The 19,091-nt window shown below is 72.4% G+C and carries 9 protein-coding genes and 2 pseudogenes; 9 read left to right on the top strand and 2 right to left on the bottom strand.

Annotated features, from left to right (window positions below; translation table 11 throughout):
* Positions 1-48: 48 nt before the first annotated feature.
* Entirely contained in the window at positions 49-1,395 is a 1,347-nt protein-coding gene (locus BWR60_RS29680; protein ID WP_088155830.1) for a lysine N(6)-hydroxylase/L-ornithine N(5)-oxygenase family protein, read from the bottom strand.
* On the bottom strand, positions 1,392-2,465 hold the full coding sequence (locus BWR60_RS29675) for a GNAT family N-acetyltransferase (protein WP_088155828.1): 1,074 nt from the start codon (positions 2,463-2,465) through the stop codon (positions 1,392-1,394). The genes BWR60_RS29680 and BWR60_RS29675 overlap by 4 nt, the downstream gene beginning before the upstream one ends.
* A gap of 358 nt (positions 2,466-2,823) precedes the next feature.
* Between BWR60_RS29675 and BWR60_RS29670 the strand changes: the two genes are divergently transcribed.
* From BWR60_RS29670 to BWR60_RS29630, 9 genes and pseudogenes are all read left to right on the top strand, one after another.
* Positions 2,824-3,060, top strand: coding sequence for an MbtH family protein (locus tag BWR60_RS29670; RefSeq protein WP_088155826.1), 237 nt, complete (start codon positions 2,824-2,826; stop codon positions 3,058-3,060).
* A gap of 4 nt (positions 3,061-3,064) precedes the next feature.
* On the top strand, positions 3,065-3,799 hold the full coding sequence (locus tag BWR60_RS29665) for a thioesterase II family protein (protein WP_088155824.1): 735 nt from the start codon (positions 3,065-3,067) through the stop codon (positions 3,797-3,799).
* Positions 3,800-3,810: 11 nt separating this feature from the next.
* The gene (locus tag BWR60_RS29660; RefSeq protein ID WP_088155822.1) at positions 3,811-4,791 is read left to right on the top strand and encodes a TauD/TfdA family dioxygenase; all 981 of its coding nucleotides are present in this window, start codon (positions 3,811-3,813) and stop codon (positions 4,789-4,791) included.
* A gap of 21 nt (positions 4,792-4,812) precedes the next feature.
* Complete coding sequence (locus BWR60_RS29655; protein ID WP_088155837.1) at positions 4,813-6,495, top strand: cyclic peptide export ABC transporter; 1,683 nt, start codon at positions 4,813-4,815, stop codon at positions 6,493-6,495.
* A gap of 8 nt (positions 6,496-6,503) precedes the next feature.
* Entirely contained in the window at positions 6,504-11,036 is a 4,533-nt protein-coding gene (locus tag BWR60_RS29650) for a condensation domain-containing protein (RefSeq protein WP_218823744.1), read from the top strand.
* Positions 11,033-14,203, top strand: coding sequence for a non-ribosomal peptide synthetase (locus tag BWR60_RS29645; protein WP_088155818.1), 3,171 nt, complete (start codon positions 11,033-11,035; stop codon positions 14,201-14,203). The genes BWR60_RS29650 and BWR60_RS29645 overlap by 4 nt, the downstream gene beginning before the upstream one ends.
* Before the next feature lie 5 nt (positions 14,204-14,208).
* Positions 14,209-16,179, top strand: a pseudogene (locus BWR60_RS29640) (condensation domain-containing protein); the annotation flags it as partial.
* A 61-nt stretch (positions 16,180-16,240) separates the two neighbouring features.
* A pseudogene (locus BWR60_RS38395) lies at positions 16,241-17,767 on the top strand (amino acid adenylation domain-containing protein); the annotation flags it as partial.
* A 92-nt stretch (positions 17,768-17,859) separates the two neighbouring features.
* On the top strand, positions 17,860-19,091 hold a 1,232-nt coding region (locus tag BWR60_RS29630; protein WP_230983223.1), incomplete at its 3' end, for a condensation domain-containing protein.

The raw sequence follows: 19,091 nt of genomic DNA, 5'->3' as shown, positions 1-19,091 counted from the left end.
ACGAATATCAATGCGAATCTGCGCCACCCTGGGACGGCAAGGCGCTGCCTAGTCGTCGTTGACGGCCAGGCGCCGCAGCGGGGCGGGGGCGTGGTGCAGGTCGGGTCCGGCGCCGCGCCGGCGCTTGGCTGCCAGCAGCGACTCGGCGATCTCCTGCGACCGCACCGCCAGCACCGACAGCAGCGTGTCGCTGAGCCCGTGCGAGGTCTCGGATTGGCCCTGCAGGTGGATCTGCGGCCGGAACTCGGGCCGGGTGCGCAGCCGGTAGTCGCGGTCGACCGTGAAATCCTCGATCCAGGGCGCCAGCGCCGACAGCAGCCGGCGCCCGCCGTCGCGCTCATAGCCGGTGGCCAGCACCACCGCGTCGTAGCCGCGCCGCCCGGCGGTCCCGGCGATGCCGTCGCGCAGGGTCAGGCCGATCCCGTCCGCCGCGGCCTCGGCCTCGGCCACCTCGCTGCGGCCGCACAGGGCCAGCCGCGGCGCGCCCTGGACGCTCTGCTGGTACAGGATGTCGTAGATCCGCTCGATCAGGTCGGCGTCGACCACGGCGTAGTTGGTGTTGCGGAACTCGCGGATGATGGCGTCGCGCTGCGCCTCGCCCTGGCCGAAGACGTAGTCGGTGAAGCCGGGGTTGAAGATCTCGTTGACGAAGGGGGTGTCGTCCGACGGCTTCAGCGCGTGGCCGCGGAAGATCAGGTCGATGCCGAGCTGCGGGAAGCGGCCATGCAGGTCGAGCGTGATCTCCGCGGCACTCTGGCCGCCGCCGACCACCGCCATCCGGGCGGAGGGCTTGCGGGCCAGCCCCAGCCCGTGGATCCGGTCGAGATAGGCGGAGGAGTGGAAGACCCGAGGGTCGCCGCGAAGCTGGGCGAAAGCGGCCGGGATGCGCGGGCTGCCGCCGGTGGCGACGACCAGATTGTGCGCCCGGCGCACGGTCTCGCCGCCCGAGGCGGTGCGCGACCGCACCCGCAGGCCGGTGACGATGCCCTGCGCCGTCTCCGGCTCGACCGCCGCCACCTCCTCGCCATAACTGCAATGCTCGGCGAAGCGGGCCGCGACCCAGCCCAGGTAGTCGTTGAACTCGACCCGGCTGGGGAAGAAGGTCTTGCGGTTGATGAAGGCCTCCAGCCGGCCCTTCTGGTGCAGGTAGTTGACGAAGGTCAGCGGGCTGGTCGGGTCCCGCAGCGACACCAGGTCCTTGAGGAAGGAGATCTGCATGTCGCTGTCCGGCAGCAGCATGCCGCCATGCCAGGTGAAGCCGGGCTGCTTCTCGACGAAGTGGTGGCTCAGCGCCGCGCCGCGCTGGCGCAGCGCCTCGTCCAGCGCGATGGCCAGGGCGAGGTTCGACGGGCCGAAGCCGACGCCGACGACGTCGTGGATCGAATCCTGGCTCATGCCTGCGGCACCGGCTGCTTGGCGGCGGCCGGCAGCCACAGCCGGTCGAAGAAGAAGCGCTCGCGCAGCAGCATCACCAGCGCCGCCCGCTTGTGCGGGAAGTCGAAGGTCTTGATCCGCACGAAGCCGGAGGTCTCGAGGTTGCGGATCTGCTGGTGGTGCGCCGCCGCCGGCTCGCCGACGATGCGCTGGGTGCGGCAGTCGTCGAGCAGCATGTAATGCGTCAGCGACGGCAGCCAGGCGCTGATGAAGCCGCGGCCGCGATAGGCGTCCTCGCCGACCACGACGTGCCAGCCGCGGTCGTGGTCCTGGACGTCGTAGAACGGCGCCAGCCGGTTCTCGCGGGCCCAGTAGATCTCGAAATAGGCGAAGGGGACGCCGTCGAAGCTGGCGATCAGCGGCACCATATGCGGGTCGGCGATCAGCCCGGACAGGTAGCGGCGATGCTTCTCCAGGTCGCCATCCTCGTTCCAGAACGCCGCCACCCGCGGATCGTTCATCCATTTGTGCAGATGGCCGAGGTCGTCCTCCACCGTTGCGGCCCGGAAGGCCAGGGTCTGCTCCAGCCACGGGATCCAGCGGGCATAGACCGTGCCCTGCGGCTTCGGCGGCCGCTGCGGGTGGCGCTTGCCGTCGGTCATGATTTGGCGCTGCGGGAAGGCCGGCAGGTCGGGCCGGCCGTGCCACAGATCCGCCTGCTGCATGAACAGCTCCGGCAGCACGGTCAGCGGCGCGGCCGCCGTCTCGACCGCGATGCCGCGGCGGCGCAGCGTGTCGGTCAGTGCCGCGGTGCCGTCGCCAAGGTCGAGCGCCAGCCGCTCCAGCTCAGGGTGCCAGCCGAAGGCGGCCTCGATGGCGGCGTTCAGGCCGCGCAGGGCGGTGTCGCCGGCCCCGGCCGGGCTGGTCAGGGCCAGGCGCCTCCCGGCCGCGTCCAGGCGCAGCGTCAGCGGCGTAGCGCCGGCCTGCCGCACCGTCAGCGAATCGCCCTGGCGCGCGGTGGTCACCGGGGTCGGAGTGGCGGCGTAGGACAGGAAGGTCGTGCCGGGCTGCGGAATGGGTATGGCGTCCATCGTCTTCTCCTTCCGCGGCCGCGGGACTGTGCCGGTTCCGGCATGTCGGCGGCCGCCGGCAAGCAGCGGATTCGTCTCGTCTGGTCGGGCCGCCGCTTCCCGGACGAGGGCGGGGAAGGGCGAAAACGGGCTTGACTTGCAGTGCAACTGCAAATCATTATCATTCATAGCCAGAAGGGAACGGGAAGTCCAGGCACGTTGTCGGCGTCCCGATTTTTCTCTTCAAGCCAACGGAAAGCGCTGAAGACCAAATCAAGATGCCAGGCCGAAACAATCCGGCAGGGCGTCACATGGCTGCGTCTGCGTAATTCGTAAAATTTTCTCTATCCCTGGATACGATATCGGCGAGGAGTGCCTGATGGCCTTCGATCGGGACGACACCGTCTTTCACGTCGTGGTCAATCACGAGGAGCAATACTCGATCTGGCCCGACTACAAGGAGATCCCCGAGGGCTGGGCCGCCGTCGGCAAATCCGGCCCGAAGGCCGAGTGCCTGGCCTATGTCGCCGAGGTCTGGACCGACATGCGGCCGCTGTCGCTGCGCCGCCACATGGACGGCCCGGCCGCGACGGACGCCGCCGACGCTGCCCGGTGATCGGATGAGCGCGGTCGCCGCCCGGCTGTTCTGCCTGCCCTATTCGGGGGCCAGCGCCATGGTCTATGGCCGCTGGCGCCGGGCGCTGCCGCCCTGGCTGGCGGTGCATCCGGTCGAGCTGCCCGGCCGCGGCGCCCGCTCGGGCGAGCCTCTGGCGACCGATCTGCGCGGCCTCGCCGCCGCGCTGGCCGGGGAGATCGAGGGCGCGATCGACGGGCCCTACGCCCTGTTCGGCCACAGCCTGGGCAGCCTGCTGGCCTTCGAGCTGGCCCATGCGCTGCGGGAGCGCGGCGCGCCGCCGCCGCTGCTGCTGTTCGCCTCCGGCGGCGAGGCGCCGGCGGTCCGCGACGACAGCGAAATGGCCCGGCCGCGCAGTGATGCCGAGCTGATCGCCGATCTGCGCGGCTACCGCGGCACGCCCGAGGAGGCGCTGGCCGATGCCGAACTGATGGCCCTGGTTCTGCCGGTGCTGCGGGCCGACTTCCTGCTCTCCGGCACCTATGTCTACCAGCCGCGCCCGGCGCTGCCCTGTCCGGTGCACGTCCTGGCCGGCACCGAGGACGATCTGGACCGCCCGGCGCTCGAGGCTTGGGGCCGGGAGACGCGCAGCGGCTTCGCCATCGACCTGTTCGAGGGCGATCACTTCTTCCTTCACTCCCGTCAGGCGGAGGTCCTCGGCATCGTCGATGCCGCCCTGTCGCGACGGATGAACGGCGGCGCCGCCGCCATGCTTCAGTGAGTGCCCACGCCATGGATGCAGTGACCACCGCCACGCTGACGATCCGCCCGCTGCGCGACGACGGGCCCCTGCCGCTGCTGGTCGAGCCCGCCGCGGGGACGCCGTCGCTGATCGAGGCCCTGCCGGAGATCCGGCCGCTCGTCGAGCGCCATCTCGGCGTCGAAGGCGGGCTGCTGTTCCGCGGCTTCGCGCTGGACGGCGCCGACGCTTTCCGCGGCTTCGCCGCCGGCTTCGGCCACCCGCTGCTGACCTATGAGTTCGGGTCGACCCCGCGCAGCAAGGTGACGCAGGGCGTCTACACCTCGACCGAATACCCGCCGCACCAGCACATCCCGTTGCACAACGAGCAGGCCTACACCCGGGACTGGCCGATGAAGATCTGGTTCTACTGCCAGCAGGCGGCGCCGGAGGGCGGCGAGACGCCGATCGCCGACAGCCGCGCCGTCTACCGCGCCATGCCGGCCGAGCTGCGCGATCGTTTCGCCCGGAGGGGGCTGATGTATGTCCGCAACACCGGCAACGGCCTCGACGTCCCCTGGCAGCAGGTGTTCGGCACCGAGGACCGCGGCGAGGTCGAAGCCTATTGCCGCGGCCACGGCATCGACTGCGAGTGGAAGCCGGACGGCGAGCTGCGCACCCGCCAGGTCTGCCAGGGGGCCATCGCCCATCCGGTGAGCGGCGAGATGCTGTGGTTCAACCAGGCGCATCTGTTCCACGTCTCGAACCTGGAGCCCGAGGTGCGGTCGACGCTGATGGAGCTGGTCGACGAGCCCGACCTGCCGCGCAACGTCTATTACGGCGACGGCTCGCCGATCGAGGACGAGACGCTGGCCACCGTCCGCGCGGTGCTGGAGGCGAACAAGATCAGCTTCCCCTGGCAGGCCGGCGACGTGCTGATGCTCGACAACATGCTCACCGCCCATGCGCGGGCGCCGTTCAAGGGGCCGCGCAAGGTCATCGTCGCCATGGCCGAAGCGCACGGTCTGCACTGACGCTCCGGATTGGGGAAGACCGTGTCTCTTCTCGGAATGCTGATCCGCGGATCGCGGGTTGTGTTCGCGGCCGCCATCCTCGCCAGCTTGGCCTGCGGGCTGGGCGGGGCGCTGCTGGTGCTGCTGATCAACCGCGCCCTGCACGCGCCGGCGGAGTCGCTGCCGCAATGGCTGCTGCCCTTCGTCGCCGCGGCACTGCTGGTGATGGTGGCGCAGGTCGCCTCCCGCGCCCTGTTCGCCCGGCTCGGCCAGCAGGCGTTGGGCGGGCTGCGGCGGCACATCGCCGAGGCCGTGGTGGCGGCGCCCTACCGGCGGCTGGAGGTGGTCGGCCGGGCGCGGATCCAGTCGCTGCTGACCGATGACGCCTCGGCCATCGCCAATTTCTGCATGGGCCTGCCGATCCTGGTGACCAACGGCGTCGTCATCCTCGGCGTCCTGGCCTATCTCGCCGCCCTGTCCTGGACCTTCCTGCTGCTGACCGCCGTGGTGCTGCTGCTCGGCTCGGTCGGCCATCAGCTCAGCTACCGGCGCGTGCTGTCGCATTTCCGCGAGGCGGGGCGCGGCCAGGACCGGCTGTTCGGCCATTTCGAGGCGTTGAACGGCGGCGCCAAGGAGCTGAAGCTGAACCGCGGCAAGGCGCGCCGCTTCCTCGACGCGGTGCTGGCCGAGGCGATCGAGGCAGTGGCCCGCAGCCGCGTCCGCGGCCTGTCGCTGCTGGCCTTCGCCGATGGCTGGGGCCGCCTCCTGTTCATGGCGACGATCGGCACGGCGCTGTTCGCCCGGATCTGGATCGCGCCGGGGGATGCCGGCGTCGTCACCGGCTACGTCATCGCCTTCCTCTACATCATGGGCCCGCTGGAGGGGCTGCTGGGCAACATCCCGCATATCGGCATGGCCCGGGTGGCGCTGGGCCGCATCGATGAGACGGTGCGGGCGCTGGAGGCGTCGAGGACCGACGAGGCCGCGGTGCCGCCGGCCGGGCCGGAGGTCACGCTGGCGCTGGAGGGTGTCACCCACGGCTATTACGACGAGCGCGAGGACGAGGTCTTCACCCTCGGCCCGATCGACCTGACGCTGCGGCCGGGCGAGATCACCTTCCTGGTCGGCGGCAACGGCAGCGGCAAGACCACGCTGGCCAAACTGGTCACCGGCCTCTACGCGCCCGAGGCCGGCACCATCCGCGTCGACGGCCGGGCGCTGGCCGCGCCGGGCGGTGAGGAGCACCGGCAGCTGTTCTCGGCAGTGTTCTCCGACTTCCACCTGTTCGAGACGCTGCTGGAGGCGGCGGACGGGTCGCTCGACGACCGCGCCAACAGCTGGCTGCGCCAGCTCCATCTCGACCACAAGGTCGCGGTCCGCGGCGGCGCCTTCTCGACCCGCGACCTGTCGCAGGGTCAGCGCAAGCGCCTGGCGCTGGTGGCCGCCTGCCTGGAGGACCGGCCGGTGATGGTGTTCGACGAATGGGCGGCCGACCAGGACCCGCAATTCAAGGACGTGTTCTATCGCGAGATCCTGGCCGAGCTGAAGGCGCGGCGGAAGACCGTGCTGGTCATCACCCATGACGACCGCTGGTTCCCGCTGGCCGACCAGCTGGTCAAGCTCGAGCGCGGCCAGGTGGTCGAGCGCAGCGGCCCCGCCACGGCCGGGCCGGCGCCGGTCCGCGCCGCCAACGGCCACGATCTCTTCCTCTCGCCGGTGTCATGAGGTTCGCCGTGAGCGACGCTGCCTTCGATCTCCGCCCCCGCCGCGACGCCGCCGCCCCGCTGGCCCTGGACTATGCCGATGCCGAGACGCTGATCGAGCTGCTGCGCCGCCGCGCCGCGGCCGACGATGGCGGGCCGGCGCTGCGCTTCCTGCACGATGGCGAGACGGTGGGCGACACGCTCGACTACCGCACGCTGGACCGGCAGGCCCGGGTGGTCGCGGCCCATCTGCAGGCCGTCGCCGCGCCGGGCGACCGGGCGCTGATCCTGCTGAACAGCGGGCCGGACTACGTCGCCTCCTTCTTCGGCTGCCTCTATGCCGGGGTGATCGCCGTGCCGGCCTATCCGCCGGAGGGCATGAGCCTGCACCATGTCGAACGGCTGCAGGGCATGATCGAGGATGCCGGCGCCGCGTTGCTGCTGACCGACCGGCGGCACCAGGCCTCGGTCGAGGCCCTCCGCGCCGGCCCGGACGGCGCCGCGGTGGTCGCGGTCGACACCCTGTCCCCCGCGCTGGCCAATGCCTGCCGCCCGCATCCGGCCAAGGGCGGCGACATCGCCTTCCTGCAATACACCTCCGGCTCGACCGCGAACCCGAAGGGCATCGAGGTCACCCACGGCAACCTGATCGACAACCAGCGGATGATGGTGCATGGCGGCGGCATCACCGCCGACGACGTGCTGGTCTCCTGGCTGCCGCTGTACCACGACATGGGGCTGATCGCCGGGCTGATCCTGCCCTTCTTCGCCGGCGTGCCGCTGGTGCTGATGTCGCCGCAGCACTTCCTGGCCCGGCCGGCGCGCTGGCTGGAGGCGATCCACCGCTTCGGCGGCACCTTCAGCGGCGGCCCGGATTTTGCTTTCCGTCTGTGCGTCGAGCGGGTCAGCGACAAGACCCTGGCCGGCCTCGACCTGCGGTCCTGGCAGTTCGCCTTCTGCGGGTCGGAGCCGGTGCGGGCCGACACCATGGCGGACTTCGCCGCCCGCTTCGCCCCGGCCGGGTTCCGGCGCGAGACGCTGGCCCCCAGCTACGGCCTGGCCGAGGCGACCCTGACCATGTCCTGCAGCCCCCGGCCGCATGACTATGTCACGCTGCGCGTCGATCCCGAGGCGCTGGCTGCGCATCGCGTGGTGCCGAGCGGCGAGGGCGTCGAGCTGGTCAGCAGCGGCCGGCCGATCCGGCCGGAGCAGCTGCGTATCGTCGATCCGGCGACGCTGGAGACGCTGGGCGAGGACGTGGTCGGCGAGGTCTGGGTGGCCGGCGGCAGCGTCACCCGCGGCTATTGGCGCAACCCGAAGGCGACCGGCGAGGCCTTCTTCGATCGACGTAACGGGGATTGGGGCGAGGGCATCTGGCTGCGCAGCGGCGACCTGGCCTTCCTGCATGAGGGCGAGCTCTACATCACCGGCCGGCGCAAGGATGTGATCATCATCCGTGGCCAGAACCGCTATCCCCAGGACATCGAGAAGGCGGTCGAGGCCGGCGTGCCCGAGATCCGCAAGGGCCGGGTCTCGGCCTTCGCGGTCGAGCAGGACGGCCGCGAGAGCATCGGCGTCGCGGTCGAGATCAGCCGCGAGACCCAGCGCAAGGTGCCGACGCAGGCGCTGGTCGAGGCGGTCGAGCGCGTCATCGTCGACACACAGCAGGAGCCGGCAGCGCTGGTGGCGCTGCTCGACCCTGGCACGCTGCCGAAGACCACCAGCGGCAAGCTGCAGCGCTCCGCCTGCCGCGACCGGCTGCTGTCGGGCGAGCTGCGGGCCTTCCATCTCTACCGCCGCCCGTCGTCCGCGGCCGGAGCGAAGGACCGGGAGCCGCCGCGCGAGGGCACAGAGCGGCGCCTGGCCGCGATCTGGTCCGAGCTGCTGGATTGCGGCCCGATCGGGCGCGGCGACCAGTTCCTGGCCCTCGGCGGCCATTCGCTGCTGGCGCTGCAGGCGATCGACCGGATTCGGGCGGAGTTCGGCGTCGAGCTGCCGCTGCGCGAGATCTTCGCGCCGCGCAGCTTGGCCGAGCTCGCTGCCCGGCTGGACGCGGCGCCGCGCCAGGCGCCGGAGGCCGGGCTGCCGCCGGTCACGGCCGAGCCGCGGCACGCCGGGATGCCGCTGTCGCTGGCGCAGCAGCGCCTGTGGCTGGCCGAGCGGCTGGCGGGGGAGGCGGCGCGCAGCGCCTACAACCTGACCGGCCAGCTGCGTCTGACCGGCCCGCTGTCGCGCCCGGCGCTGGAGCGTGCCCTGCCCGGCCTGCTGGCGCGGCACGAGATCCTGCGCACTGCCTATCCGGAGGATGCCGACGGCGTGCCGGCGGCGCGGATCGATGCCGAGGCGGCGCTGCCGTTGCCGGAGATCGACCTGTCGGCGCTCGACCCGGCCCGGCGCGAGGCGCGGCTGGCCGAGATCGAGGCGGAGGAGGCGCGGCGGCCGTTCGACCTGGCGGCGGCGCCGCTGCTGCGCGCCACGCTGCTGCGGCTCGGGCCCGCGGAGCACAGCCTGCTGCTAGGCCTGCACCACATCGTCGCCGACGGCTGGTCGATCGGCGTGCTGATCGACGATCTGGGCGCGCTGTACCGGGCCGCGCTGGCGCATGGGCCGGCCGACCTGCCGCCGCTGCCGGTGCAGTATCTCGACTATGCGCAGTGGCAGCGCCGGCTGCTGCAGGGCGACCTGTTGGAGCGGCAGAAGGCGTTCTGGCGCGACCGGCTGGCCGGCGTGCCGCAGCGGCTGGAGCTGCCGGCCGACCGGCTGCGGCCGGCCGTGGCCTCCCAGGCCGGGGACAGCGTCCGCTTCAGCCTGCCGGGTCTGCTGGTGGCGCGGCTGGAGGCGCTGGGCCATGCCCGCGGCGGCACGCTGTTCATGGTGCTGCTGGCGGCCTTCGAGGCGCTGCTGCACCGCGCGGCCGGCGCCACCGATTTCGTCATCGGCACCGATGTCGCCGGCCGGCCGCGGCGGGAGCTCGACCGGCTGGTCGGCTTCTTCGTCAACGTCCTGCCACTGCGCGCTCGGCCGGCCTCCGACCTGCCGTTCTCGGAGCTGCTGGACCGGGTGCGCGAGGATTCGCTGGCAGCCTTCGAGCAGCCGCTGCTGCCCTTCGACCAGATCGTCGAAGCCGTCGGCGCGCCGCGCGACCGTGCCCGCAACCCGCTGGTGCAGGTGCTGTTCGTGCTGCAGAGCGCGCCGCGCGGACGCTTCGGCGTCGACGGCCTGACGGCGGAGCTGTGGCCCGCCCAGGCCCATGGCTCGAAATTCGACATGGCGCTGTTCCTCGACCCGCTCGGCCCCCGCGCCGCGCAGGGTCTCGACGGCGAGTGGGTCTTCGCCACCGACCTGTTCGCCCGGCCGCGCGTCGGGCGTCTGGTGGCCGCCTGGACCGCTCTCCTGGAGCAGATCGCCGAAACCCCGGACCGCTCGTTGAGCGGCTTCACCCTTCCCCCTCTGGAGGAGTCCGCGATGTCGTCGACCGCGTCGCCGTCCGAAACCACCGCCCGCATGGGCGCCAAGCTGGACAAGCTGAAGAAGTTCGCCTCGCCCTCGGCTCGGCCGGCCGCCGCCGCACCGACGCGCGAACTGGTGCGGACCTCGTCGCTGACCCCGGGCGCGATCTTCCCGCTGGTGGTCGAGCCGGCCAGCGCCGATCTCGACGCCGTGGCCTGGGCCGCCGCCCATCGCGACCAGGTCGAAGCCTGGCTGCGGCGCCATGCCGGCCTGCTGTTCCGCGGCTTCGGCCTGACCACGCCGCAGGAGTTCGAGGCCTTCGCCGAGGCGCTGCAGCCCGGCCTGTACGGTTCCTATGGCGACCTGCCGAAGAAGGAAGGCGGCCGCAACACCTACCGCTCCACGCCCTATCCGGAGCGGAAGATGATCCTCTACCACAATGAGAGCTCGCACCTGCCGCGCTGGCCGCGCAAGCAGTGGTTCTTCTGCGAGCAGCCGTCGCCGGTCGGCGGCGCCACCCCGATCGTCGACTGTCGCGAGATGGTTCGCCGCCTGCCGGCGGAGCTGGCGGAGCGCTTCGACCGTCTCGGCCTGACCTATGTCCGCACCTTCACCGAGAATCTCGACGTCGACTGGCGCGACTTCTTCAAGACCGACAGCCGCGAGGAGGTCGAGGCCCGCTGCCGCGCCGCCAGGGTCGACTTCGCCTGGATCGGTCAGGACGAGCTGCAGACCCGCACCCGCTGCCCGGCGGTGATCACCCATCCGCTGACCGGCGAACGCTCCTTCTTCAACCAGGTCCAACTGCACCACACCCGCTGCCTCGACGCCGATGTGCGCGAGGACCTGCTGGCGATGGTGGGGCCGGAGCGGATGCCGCGGCAGGTGTTCTATGGCGACGGCTCGCCGATCGAGGACGAGGTCATGGACCTGATCGGCGAGCTGTACGAGGCCTGCGCCGTGCGCTTCGACTGGCGCCGCGGCGACGTGGTGATGCTCGACAACATGCTCGCCGCCCATGCCCGCGACCCGTATGAGGGGCCGCGCCGCATTGTCGTGGCGATGGGTGACATGGTCGACCGCAGTGCTCTGGGACAGGAGGGCGCGCGATGACCGACCTCGCCCTCTCCGCCGGGGCGGAGACCTGGCCGCTCGGCCCCGAGCAGCGCGTCGCCGCCGGGCATCCTGAGGCCGCCGCGATCCTGATCGTCGCCATCTCCGGCGACCTCGACGAGGCGCGGCTGCGCACCGCCCTGCTGCGGGTCGCCGGCCGGCACGAGATCCTGCGCACCGCCTTCGTCGTGGTGCCCGGTTTCCGCGGCCTACGCGCCCGGCCGCTGGAGGCGCCGGCGGAACCAGCATGGTCGGTGCTCGACCTGCGCGGCCGGGCGGATGCAGCGGAGGCCATGGCGCGGGACCTGGCGGCGGAGGACGGCTTCGATCTCGGCTCCGGCCGGACCTTGCGAGCTGCACTGTATCGCCTGGGCGATGCGGAGTGGCGCCTGGCGCTGCTGGCCTCGCCGCTGGTGGCCGATCGCGGCTCGCTCGACCTGATCCATCACGCGCTGCGCGACGAAGTTGCGGGTGCCGCCGTCCCGGCCAATGAGGACGGCGTCGCCTACGCGCAATATGTCGAATGGCGCGCCGAGATGGCGGCCGACGAAGATGCCGCCGAGGGCCGCCGCTATTGGCATGACCATCTCGGTCCCACGGCGCCGCCCGCTCTACATCTGCCCTATCGCCACGCTGAGGCCGGTCCGGCCGCGCCGGCCTGTCGCGAGGCCGCGATCGATGCCGCCGTGACCGGGCGGCTGGCAGATCTCGCCGCCGCGCGCGGCATCGGCCTCGACGCGGTGCTGCAGGCGGCCTGGTGGGCGTTGCTGGCCCGCATCTCCGGCCGGGCCGAGCTGGTGGCCGGCTGGCAGCATGATTGCCGCCGCGACTACGACGCCTTCGCCGAGACCGTCGGCCCGTTCGACAAGGTGCTGCCGCTGCGGCTGGCGGCCGACCCGGCCGAGACCTTCGGCGCCTTCCTGGACCGTCTCGCCCCGGTGCTCGACAGCCATCGCGGCTGGCAGGAGCATTGGCCGGCCGAGACGCCGGGCCGCGGCGACCATCTCGTCGCCGGCTTCCGCATCGCGAGCCAAGCGGCCGATGACGGCATTTGGCGCCTGGTCTCGGCCGACGGGCTCCAGCCCTTCGAGCTGGCGCTGCAGGCCGATCTGGCCGAGGACGGCGGCCTGCACGCCGTCGCCCTGCATTGGGATGGCGGCCGCTACGGCGACGCGGCGATGGAAACGCTGCTGGAGCAGGTCGTGACCCTGCTGTCCGAGCTGCCGGACCAGTTGGACACCCCGCTCGGCGCCCTGTCGCCGATGGGCGCGGCGGAGCGGGCGCGGCTTTCGGCCTTCGACGCCGTGGCCCAGGCCCCGGCGCCCGGCCCGTCGCTGCCGGCGCTGATCGCCCGCTGGGGCCGTGAGACTCCGACGGCGCCGGCCCTGGCCGGCAGCGGTGTCGCCCTCGACTATGCCGGGCTGAGCGCGCGGGTCGACGGGCTGGCGTCCTGGCTCGTCGGCCGTGGCGTCGGCCGCGAATCCATCGTCGCGCTCGACATGGCGCGCTCGGCCGAAATGGTGATCGCGCTGCTCGCCGTCTGGCGTGCCGGCGGTGCCTATCTGCCGCTCGACCCGCAATGGCCGATGGCGCGGCGGCAACTGTTGCTCGACCAGGCCCGGCCGGTGCTGGTGCTGACCGACGCCGCCGAGCCGGTTGTCTCCGACACGATCCCGGTCCGCACCCTCGCGGCGGCGATGGTGGAGCCAGCCTCGGCGGATCTCCCCGATCTCGACCAGGACGATCCGGCCCGCGCCGCCTATGTCCTCTTCACCTCCGGCTCGACGGGCACGCCGAAGGGCGTGGTGATCGAGCACGGCCAGCTTCGGACCTATGTCGAGGCCGTGAGCGAGGCGCTCGGCCTCGCCGGCTGCCGGCGCTTCGCCCTGACCTCGACCGTCGCCGCCGATCTCGGCAACACCGTGCTGTTCGGCGCACTGCGCCACGGGGCCTGCCTGGCGGTGGCGGACGAGGCCGAGATGGCCGACGGCGCCGCCTTCGCCGGCTTCCTGCGGCGGGCCGACATCGACTGCGCCAAGCTGGTGCCGTCGCATCTGGCGGCGCTGCTCGACGCGCCGCATCCGGTGCTGCCGGCCACGCTGATCCTGGGCGGCGAGGCCACGCCGAAGGCGCTGGTCGAGCGCATCCTCGCGGTGGCGCCGCAGTGCCGGGTGTTCAACCATTACGGCCCGACCGAGACCACGATCGGCGTGCTGGTGCATGCCCATGACCCCGCGGTCCCGGCCTGGGCCGGCGACGCCCTGCCGCTCAGCCGCCCGCTCGCCGGCAGCGCGGTGCTGGTGCTCGACGCCGCCGGCCGGCCGGTACCGACCGGTGCGGCGGGCGAGCTGCATATCGGCGGGGCCCAGCTCAGCCGCGGCTACCTGCACGGCGACGCGGCCGGCGCCTTCGTCGAGCATGAGGGCCGGCGGCTCTACCGCAGCGGCGACCTGGCGCGGCACCTGCCGGACGGCCGGCTGCAGGTCGTCGGCCGGGCCGACCACCAGGTGAAGATCCGCGGCTACCGGGTCGAGCCGGGCGAGGTCGAGGCCGCGCTGCAGGCGCTCGATAGCGTGCAGCAGGCGGCGGTGGTGGTGCACCGGCCGGAGGGCGGTGAGGCGCGGCTGGTCGGCTTCGTCACCCTGGCCTCGGGTGAAACGGACGCTGCGGCGCTGCGCCCGGTCCTGGCGGCGCGCCTGCCCGGCCCGATGGTGCCGGCGCAGATCGTGGCGCTCGACTGCATGCCGCGCCTGGCCAACGGCAAGATCGACCGCCGCGGCCTGCCCGACCCGGCGACCCTGGCCAGGACCAGCGCCAAGGTGGCGCCGCGCGATGCGGTCGAGACCCTGCTGCGCCAGGTGGCAGCGGAGCTGCTGGAGCGGCCGGCCGAGGCGGTCGGCGTCACCGACGATTTCTTCGACATCGGCGGCAACTCGCTGCAGGTGATCAAGCTGGTCGCCCGCATCCGCAAGCTGTTCCAGGTCGAGGTGCCGCCCGGCATCGTCTTCGACCATCCCAGCATCGCCGCTTTGGCCCAGGCGCTGCGCGGCCATGCGGCGCCGGGGCGGATCGAGCAGATCGCCGCGCTGCGCCTCAGCCTCGACGGGATGAGCGAGGCCGAGCGGGCGGCCCTCCTGGAGAAGGCCCGCCAGGCCAAGACCGTCTGAGACCCATGAACGACATCGACAACGACGCGCTGCTGGCGCTGCTGCTGGATGACGAGACGGCGGATCCGGATGCGATCCGCCCGCGCGACGGCGGGGCCCCGGCGCCGCTGTCCTTCCAGCAGCAGCGCCTGTGGTTCCTGCAGCACTATGATCCGGAGGGCGCGGCCTACAACTCCGTCCGCGCGCTGCGGCTGCGGGGGCGGCTGGACGTGCCGGCGCTGGAGGCCGCGTTCCGCCGGGTGGTCGAGCGCCACGCCGTGCTGCGCACCCGCTTCGAGGGCGGGGAGGGCGAGCCGCGCCAGGTGGTGCTGCCACGGGTCGATGTCGCGATTGAGCATGCCGTGCTGCCGGCGGCCGGAACGCCTGGGGCGGAGCCGGCGCTATCCGCCTGGCTGCAGGCACGGATCCGTCGGCCCTTCGACCTCACCCGGCCACCGCTGCTGCGCGTCGCCCTGGCCCGGCGCGGCGAGGCGGCGGGCGGCAACTGGGTGCTGCTGCTGGTGATGCACCATATCGTCGTCGACGCCTGGTCGACCGCGGTGCTGGTGCGCGACCTCGCCCGGGCCTATGGCGAGGCGCTGCGCGACCCGTCCCGCCACGGCCGGCCGCTGCCCGCCCCGGCGCTGGACTATGCCGATTACGCCGACTGGCAGCGCCGGCACTTCACCGGCGAGCGCCGCGATGAGGCCGTGGCCCGGTGGAAGGACTATCTCGGCGACGACGTGCCGGTGCTGGCGCTGCCGACCGACCGGCCGCGCGACGCCGAGGGCAATCGCCCCGGCAGCCGCGTCGATTTCGCGCTGCCGCCGGACCTGGTCCGGTCGGTCCAGGCTTTGTGCCGGGAGGAGGGCTGCACCCCCTTCGTCGTGCTGCTCGCCGCCTGGCAGCTGCTGCTCGGCCGTCTCTCCGGCCAGTCGGATTTCGCGGTCGGCGTGCCGAACGCCGCGCGCGGCCGGGCCGAGTTGCAGGACCTGCTCGGCTTCTTCGTCAACACCCAGGTCTATCGCGTCCGGCTCGACCCGCGCCTCACGGTCCGGGCGCTGTGCCGCCGGCTGCGCGGCGAGGCGATGGCCGCGCTCGACCAGGCCGACGTGCCGTTCGAGCTGCTGCTGGACGGGCTCGGCATCGCCCGCGACGCGTCGCACACGCCGCTGTTCCAGTCGCTGTTCAACTTCCGCACCACCCGCGACGCGGCGGCCCTGGCGCTGGAGGGGGTGACGGCCGAGCTGATCGACCTCGACACCGGCACCACCCAGTTCGACCTGTCGCTGGACGTCGCCGCGGACGGGCAGGGCATCGACTGCCGGGTCGAGTTCGATGCCGGCCTGTTCGAATGGTCGACGGTGGAACGCTGGCGCGACCATTTCGTCGTGGTGCTGCGCCGGATGGTGTCGGCCCCGGACCGGGGGCTGGGCAGCATCGGCCTGCTGACGGCCGACGAAGCGCGCCTGTCGGGTTGGAACGTGACGGACGTCGCCTATGAGGCGGTGCCGACCGTGCTGTCGCTGATCGGGCGGCAGGCGCGGGCGACGCCGGAGGCGGAGGCATTGGTGTTCGGCGCCGAGCGGCTGAGCTATGCCGAGCTGGACCGCCGGACCAGCCGGCTGGCCCAGGCGCTGGCGGCGCGCGGCGTCGGCCCGGACGTTCTGGTCGGGGTGGCGGCGGAGCGTTCGGTGGAGATGGTGCTGGCGCTGCTCGGCATCGCCAAGGCGGGCGGGGCGTATCTGCCGCTCGACCCGGAGCATCCGCGCGATCGCCTGGCCGGCACCATCGCCGAGACCGGGCTGAAGCTGGTGCTGGCCCAGGCGCATCTCACCGACCGGCTGCCGCAGATGGACGGTGTCGAGATCATCGCGATCGAAGGCTGGGATCTGTCCGGGTACTCGGACGAGGCGCCGGTGGTCGACTGGCATCCGGAGGGGCTGGCCTACTGCATCACCACCTCCGGCTCGACGGGCAAGCCGAAGGCGGTGGGCAACAGCCACAAGGGTCGCGATCGAAGGCTGGGATCTGTCCGGGTACTCGGACGAGGCGCCGGTGGTCGACTGGCATCCGGAGGGGCTGGCCTACTGCATCACCACCTCCGGCTCGACGGGCAAGCCGAAGGCGGTGGGCAACAGCCACAAGGGCCTGCTGAACCGGCTGCAATGGATGCAGGCGGAATACGACATCGGCCCCGGGGACCGGGTGCTGCAGAAGACGCCCTATGGCTTCGACGTGTCGGTGTGGGAGTTCTTCTGGCCGCTGATGACCGGAGCCTGCCTGGTGGTGGCGGAGCCCGGGGCGCATCGGGATCCGGAAGCGCTGGGCCGAGTGATCCGGGCCGAGGGCATCACGACGCTGCACTTCGTGCCGTCGATGCTGGGCGCCTTCGCGGTGTCCGGCGAGCTGCCCCGTTGCACCAGCCTGCGCCGGATCATCTGCAGCGGCGAGGCTTTGCCGCGGGAGCTGCAGGATGAGGTGCTGCAGCAGACCCCGGCTAGGCTGCACAATCTGTACGGCCCGACCGAGGCGGCGATCGATGTCACCTTCTGGGCCTGCCGTGCAGAGGAAGGCCAGCGCAGCGTGCCGATCGGGCATGCCATCGCCAACACCCGGATCCATGTGCTGGACGGCGATCTCAATCCGGTGCCGGAGGGTGTGTCGGGAGAGCTGTACATCGCCGGTGTGAACCTGGCGCGGGGGTATCTCGGCCGCCCGGACCTGACGGCGGAGCGGTTCGTGCCGGACCCGCAGGGTCCTGCGGGCAGCCGGATGTACCGGTCGGGCGACCTGGTGCGGCGGCGTGGGGACGGGGCGATCGAGTATCTCGGCCGCCTGGACCACCAGGTGAAGCTGCGGGGGCTGCGGATCGAGCTGGGCGAGATTGAGGCGGGCTTGCGCTCGTACCCAAGTGTGCGGGACGCGGTGGTGGCACTGCGCGAGGGACGACTGGTCGGCTATGTCGCCGGCGACGCCGACGAAGCGGCGCTGAAGCAGCACCTGTCGGCACTGGTGCCGGACTACATGCTGCCGTCGCGCATCGTGCCTCTCGCGGCCCTGCCGCTCTCGGCCAATGGCAAGCTGGACCGGAAGGCTTTGCCGGAGCCGGATTGGGAGAGCGGGAGCGGGGCGGAGCCGGAGGGCGAGGCGGAGCGGGCGCTGGCCGGGATCTGGTCGGAGGTTCTGGGCCTGGTCGCGGTGGGGCGAGACGACAATTTCTTCGAGCTGGGCGGGGATTCGATCCTGTCGCTGCAGGTGGTGTCGCGGGCCCGTCGCGCGGGTCTGGTGCTGACGCCGCGGCAGCTGTTCGAGCATCAGACGGTGCGCGGCCTGGCGGCGGTGGCCGGCCGCGAGGCGGTGGCGGTCGTGGCGGAGGCGGCGACGGGCGAGGCGCCTTTACTGCCGATCCAGCGCTGGTTCTTCGGGACGGAGATCCCGGGGCGGCAGCACTGGAACCAGTCGGTKCTGCTGGCGCCGCGAGAGCGGCTGCAGGCCGAGGCGCTGCGCCGGGCCCTGGCGGCGGTGGTGGAGCACCACGATGCGCTGCGTCTGCGCTTCGTGGAGGGCGCGGACGGCGCCTGGACCCAGGCCTATGCCGGACCGCTGGAGCAGGACTGNTGGCGCCGCGAGAGCGGCTGCAGGCCGAGGCGCTGCGCCGGGCCCTGGCGGCGGTGGTGGAGCACCACGATGCGCTGCGTCTGCGCTTCGTGGAGGGCGCGGACGGCGCCTGGACCCAGGCCTATGCCGGACCGCTGGAGCAGGACTGGCTGTGGCGCCGCAGCGTCGCCGATGACGCGGCCCAGCTGGCATTGGCGGAGGAGGCCCAGCGCAGCCTGGACCTGGCGCAGGGCCCGCTGCTGCGGGCGGTGCTGGTCGGGCGTTGGGACGGCACGCAGCGGCTGCTGCTGGTGATCCACCACCTGGTGGTGGACGGGGTGTCCTGGCGCATCCTGCTGGAGGATCTGCAGACGGCCTATGGCCAGGCCGTGGCCGGCCAGCTGATCGTCTTGCCGGAGACCAGCAGCAGCTACGGCGCCTGGGGCCGAGCCCTGCAGGCCCATGCCGAGAGCCCGGAATTGCAGGCCGAGCTGCCGTACTGGCAAGGTGTGCTGGACGGCCCGTCAGGCTTCCCGGTGGCGCGGCCCGACGGCGCGAACACGGTGGCGCAGCGCGTCGAGCACCGGCAGCGCTTCGATGCCGGCCTGACCGAGCATCTGGTGACGGCCGGCCGGGCGTGGCGGGCCGGGGTGGAGGATCTGCTGCTGACGGCGCTGGCGCGGGCGCTGTGCCGGCACACGGGTCAGGCCTCGGCGCTGGTGGCGCTGGAAGGCCATGGCCGAGAGGAGCTGGGCGGGCTGGACCTCAGCCGGACGGTGGGCTGGTTCACCAGCCTGTATCCGGTGCGGCTGACCCCGGCGGACGATCTCGAAGCCTCGCTCAAGGCAGTGAAGGAACAGCTGCGGGCGGTGCCGGACCGGGGCCTCGGCTATGGCGTACTGCGCCACATGGGCGGTGACGAGGCGCAGGCATCCTTGGCGTCGCGGCCGTGGCCGGCGGTGACGTTCAACTATCTGGGCCGGTTCGACGGGGTGACGGCGGGAGCCTTCGCCCTGGCGCGGGAGAGCGCCGGGCGGGACCAGTCGGAGGGCTCGCCGCTCGGCGCCGAGCTGGTGGTGAACGGCCAGGTGGCGGAGGGCGCGCTGGGGCTGACCTGGCTGTACAGCGCCGCCCGGCACGATGCCGGGACCATCGAGGCTCTGAGTCGGGCCTTCGCCGCCGAGCTGGAAGCACTGGTTGAGCTGTGCAGCGCGCCGGGAGCGGGCGGGCTGACGCCGTCGGACGTGCCTCTGGCAGGCCTGAGCCAGGCGGAGCTGGACGCCCYGCCGGCACCGGCAGGGCGTCCAGC

Source organism: Inquilinus limosus, from assembly GCF_002195995.1.
In the GTDB taxonomy this organism is placed as follows: Bacteria; Pseudomonadota; Alphaproteobacteria; order DSM-16000; family Inquilinaceae; genus Inquilinus; species Inquilinus limosus_C.
Note: the sequence above shows the minus strand (reverse complement) of the source record. Positions and strands in the feature narration are given on the sequence as shown.

What these genes read in the sequence shown, in the direction of transcription:
- BWR60_RS29680 (WP_088155830.1), bottom strand. Translation starts at nt 1,395, where the DNA reads ATGAGCCAGGATTCGATCCACGACGTCGTCGGCGTCGGCTTCGGCCCG.
- BWR60_RS29675 (WP_088155828.1), bottom strand. Translation starts at nt 2,465, where the DNA reads ATGGACGCCATACCCATTCCGCAGCCCGGCACGACCTTCCTGTCCTAC.
- BWR60_RS29670 (WP_088155826.1), top strand. Translation starts at nt 2,824, where the DNA reads ATGGCCTTCGATCGGGACGACACCGTCTTTCACGTCGTGGTCAATCAC.
- BWR60_RS29665 (WP_088155824.1), top strand. Translation starts at nt 3,065, where the DNA reads ATGAGCGCGGTCGCCGCCCGGCTGTTCTGCCTGCCCTATTCGGGGGCC.
- BWR60_RS29660 (WP_088155822.1), top strand. Translation starts at nt 3,811, where the DNA reads ATGGATGCAGTGACCACCGCCACGCTGACGATCCGCCCGCTGCGCGAC.
- BWR60_RS29645 (WP_088155818.1), top strand. Translation starts at nt 11,033, where the DNA reads ATGACCGACCTCGCCCTCTCCGCCGGGGCGGAGACCTGGCCGCTCGGC.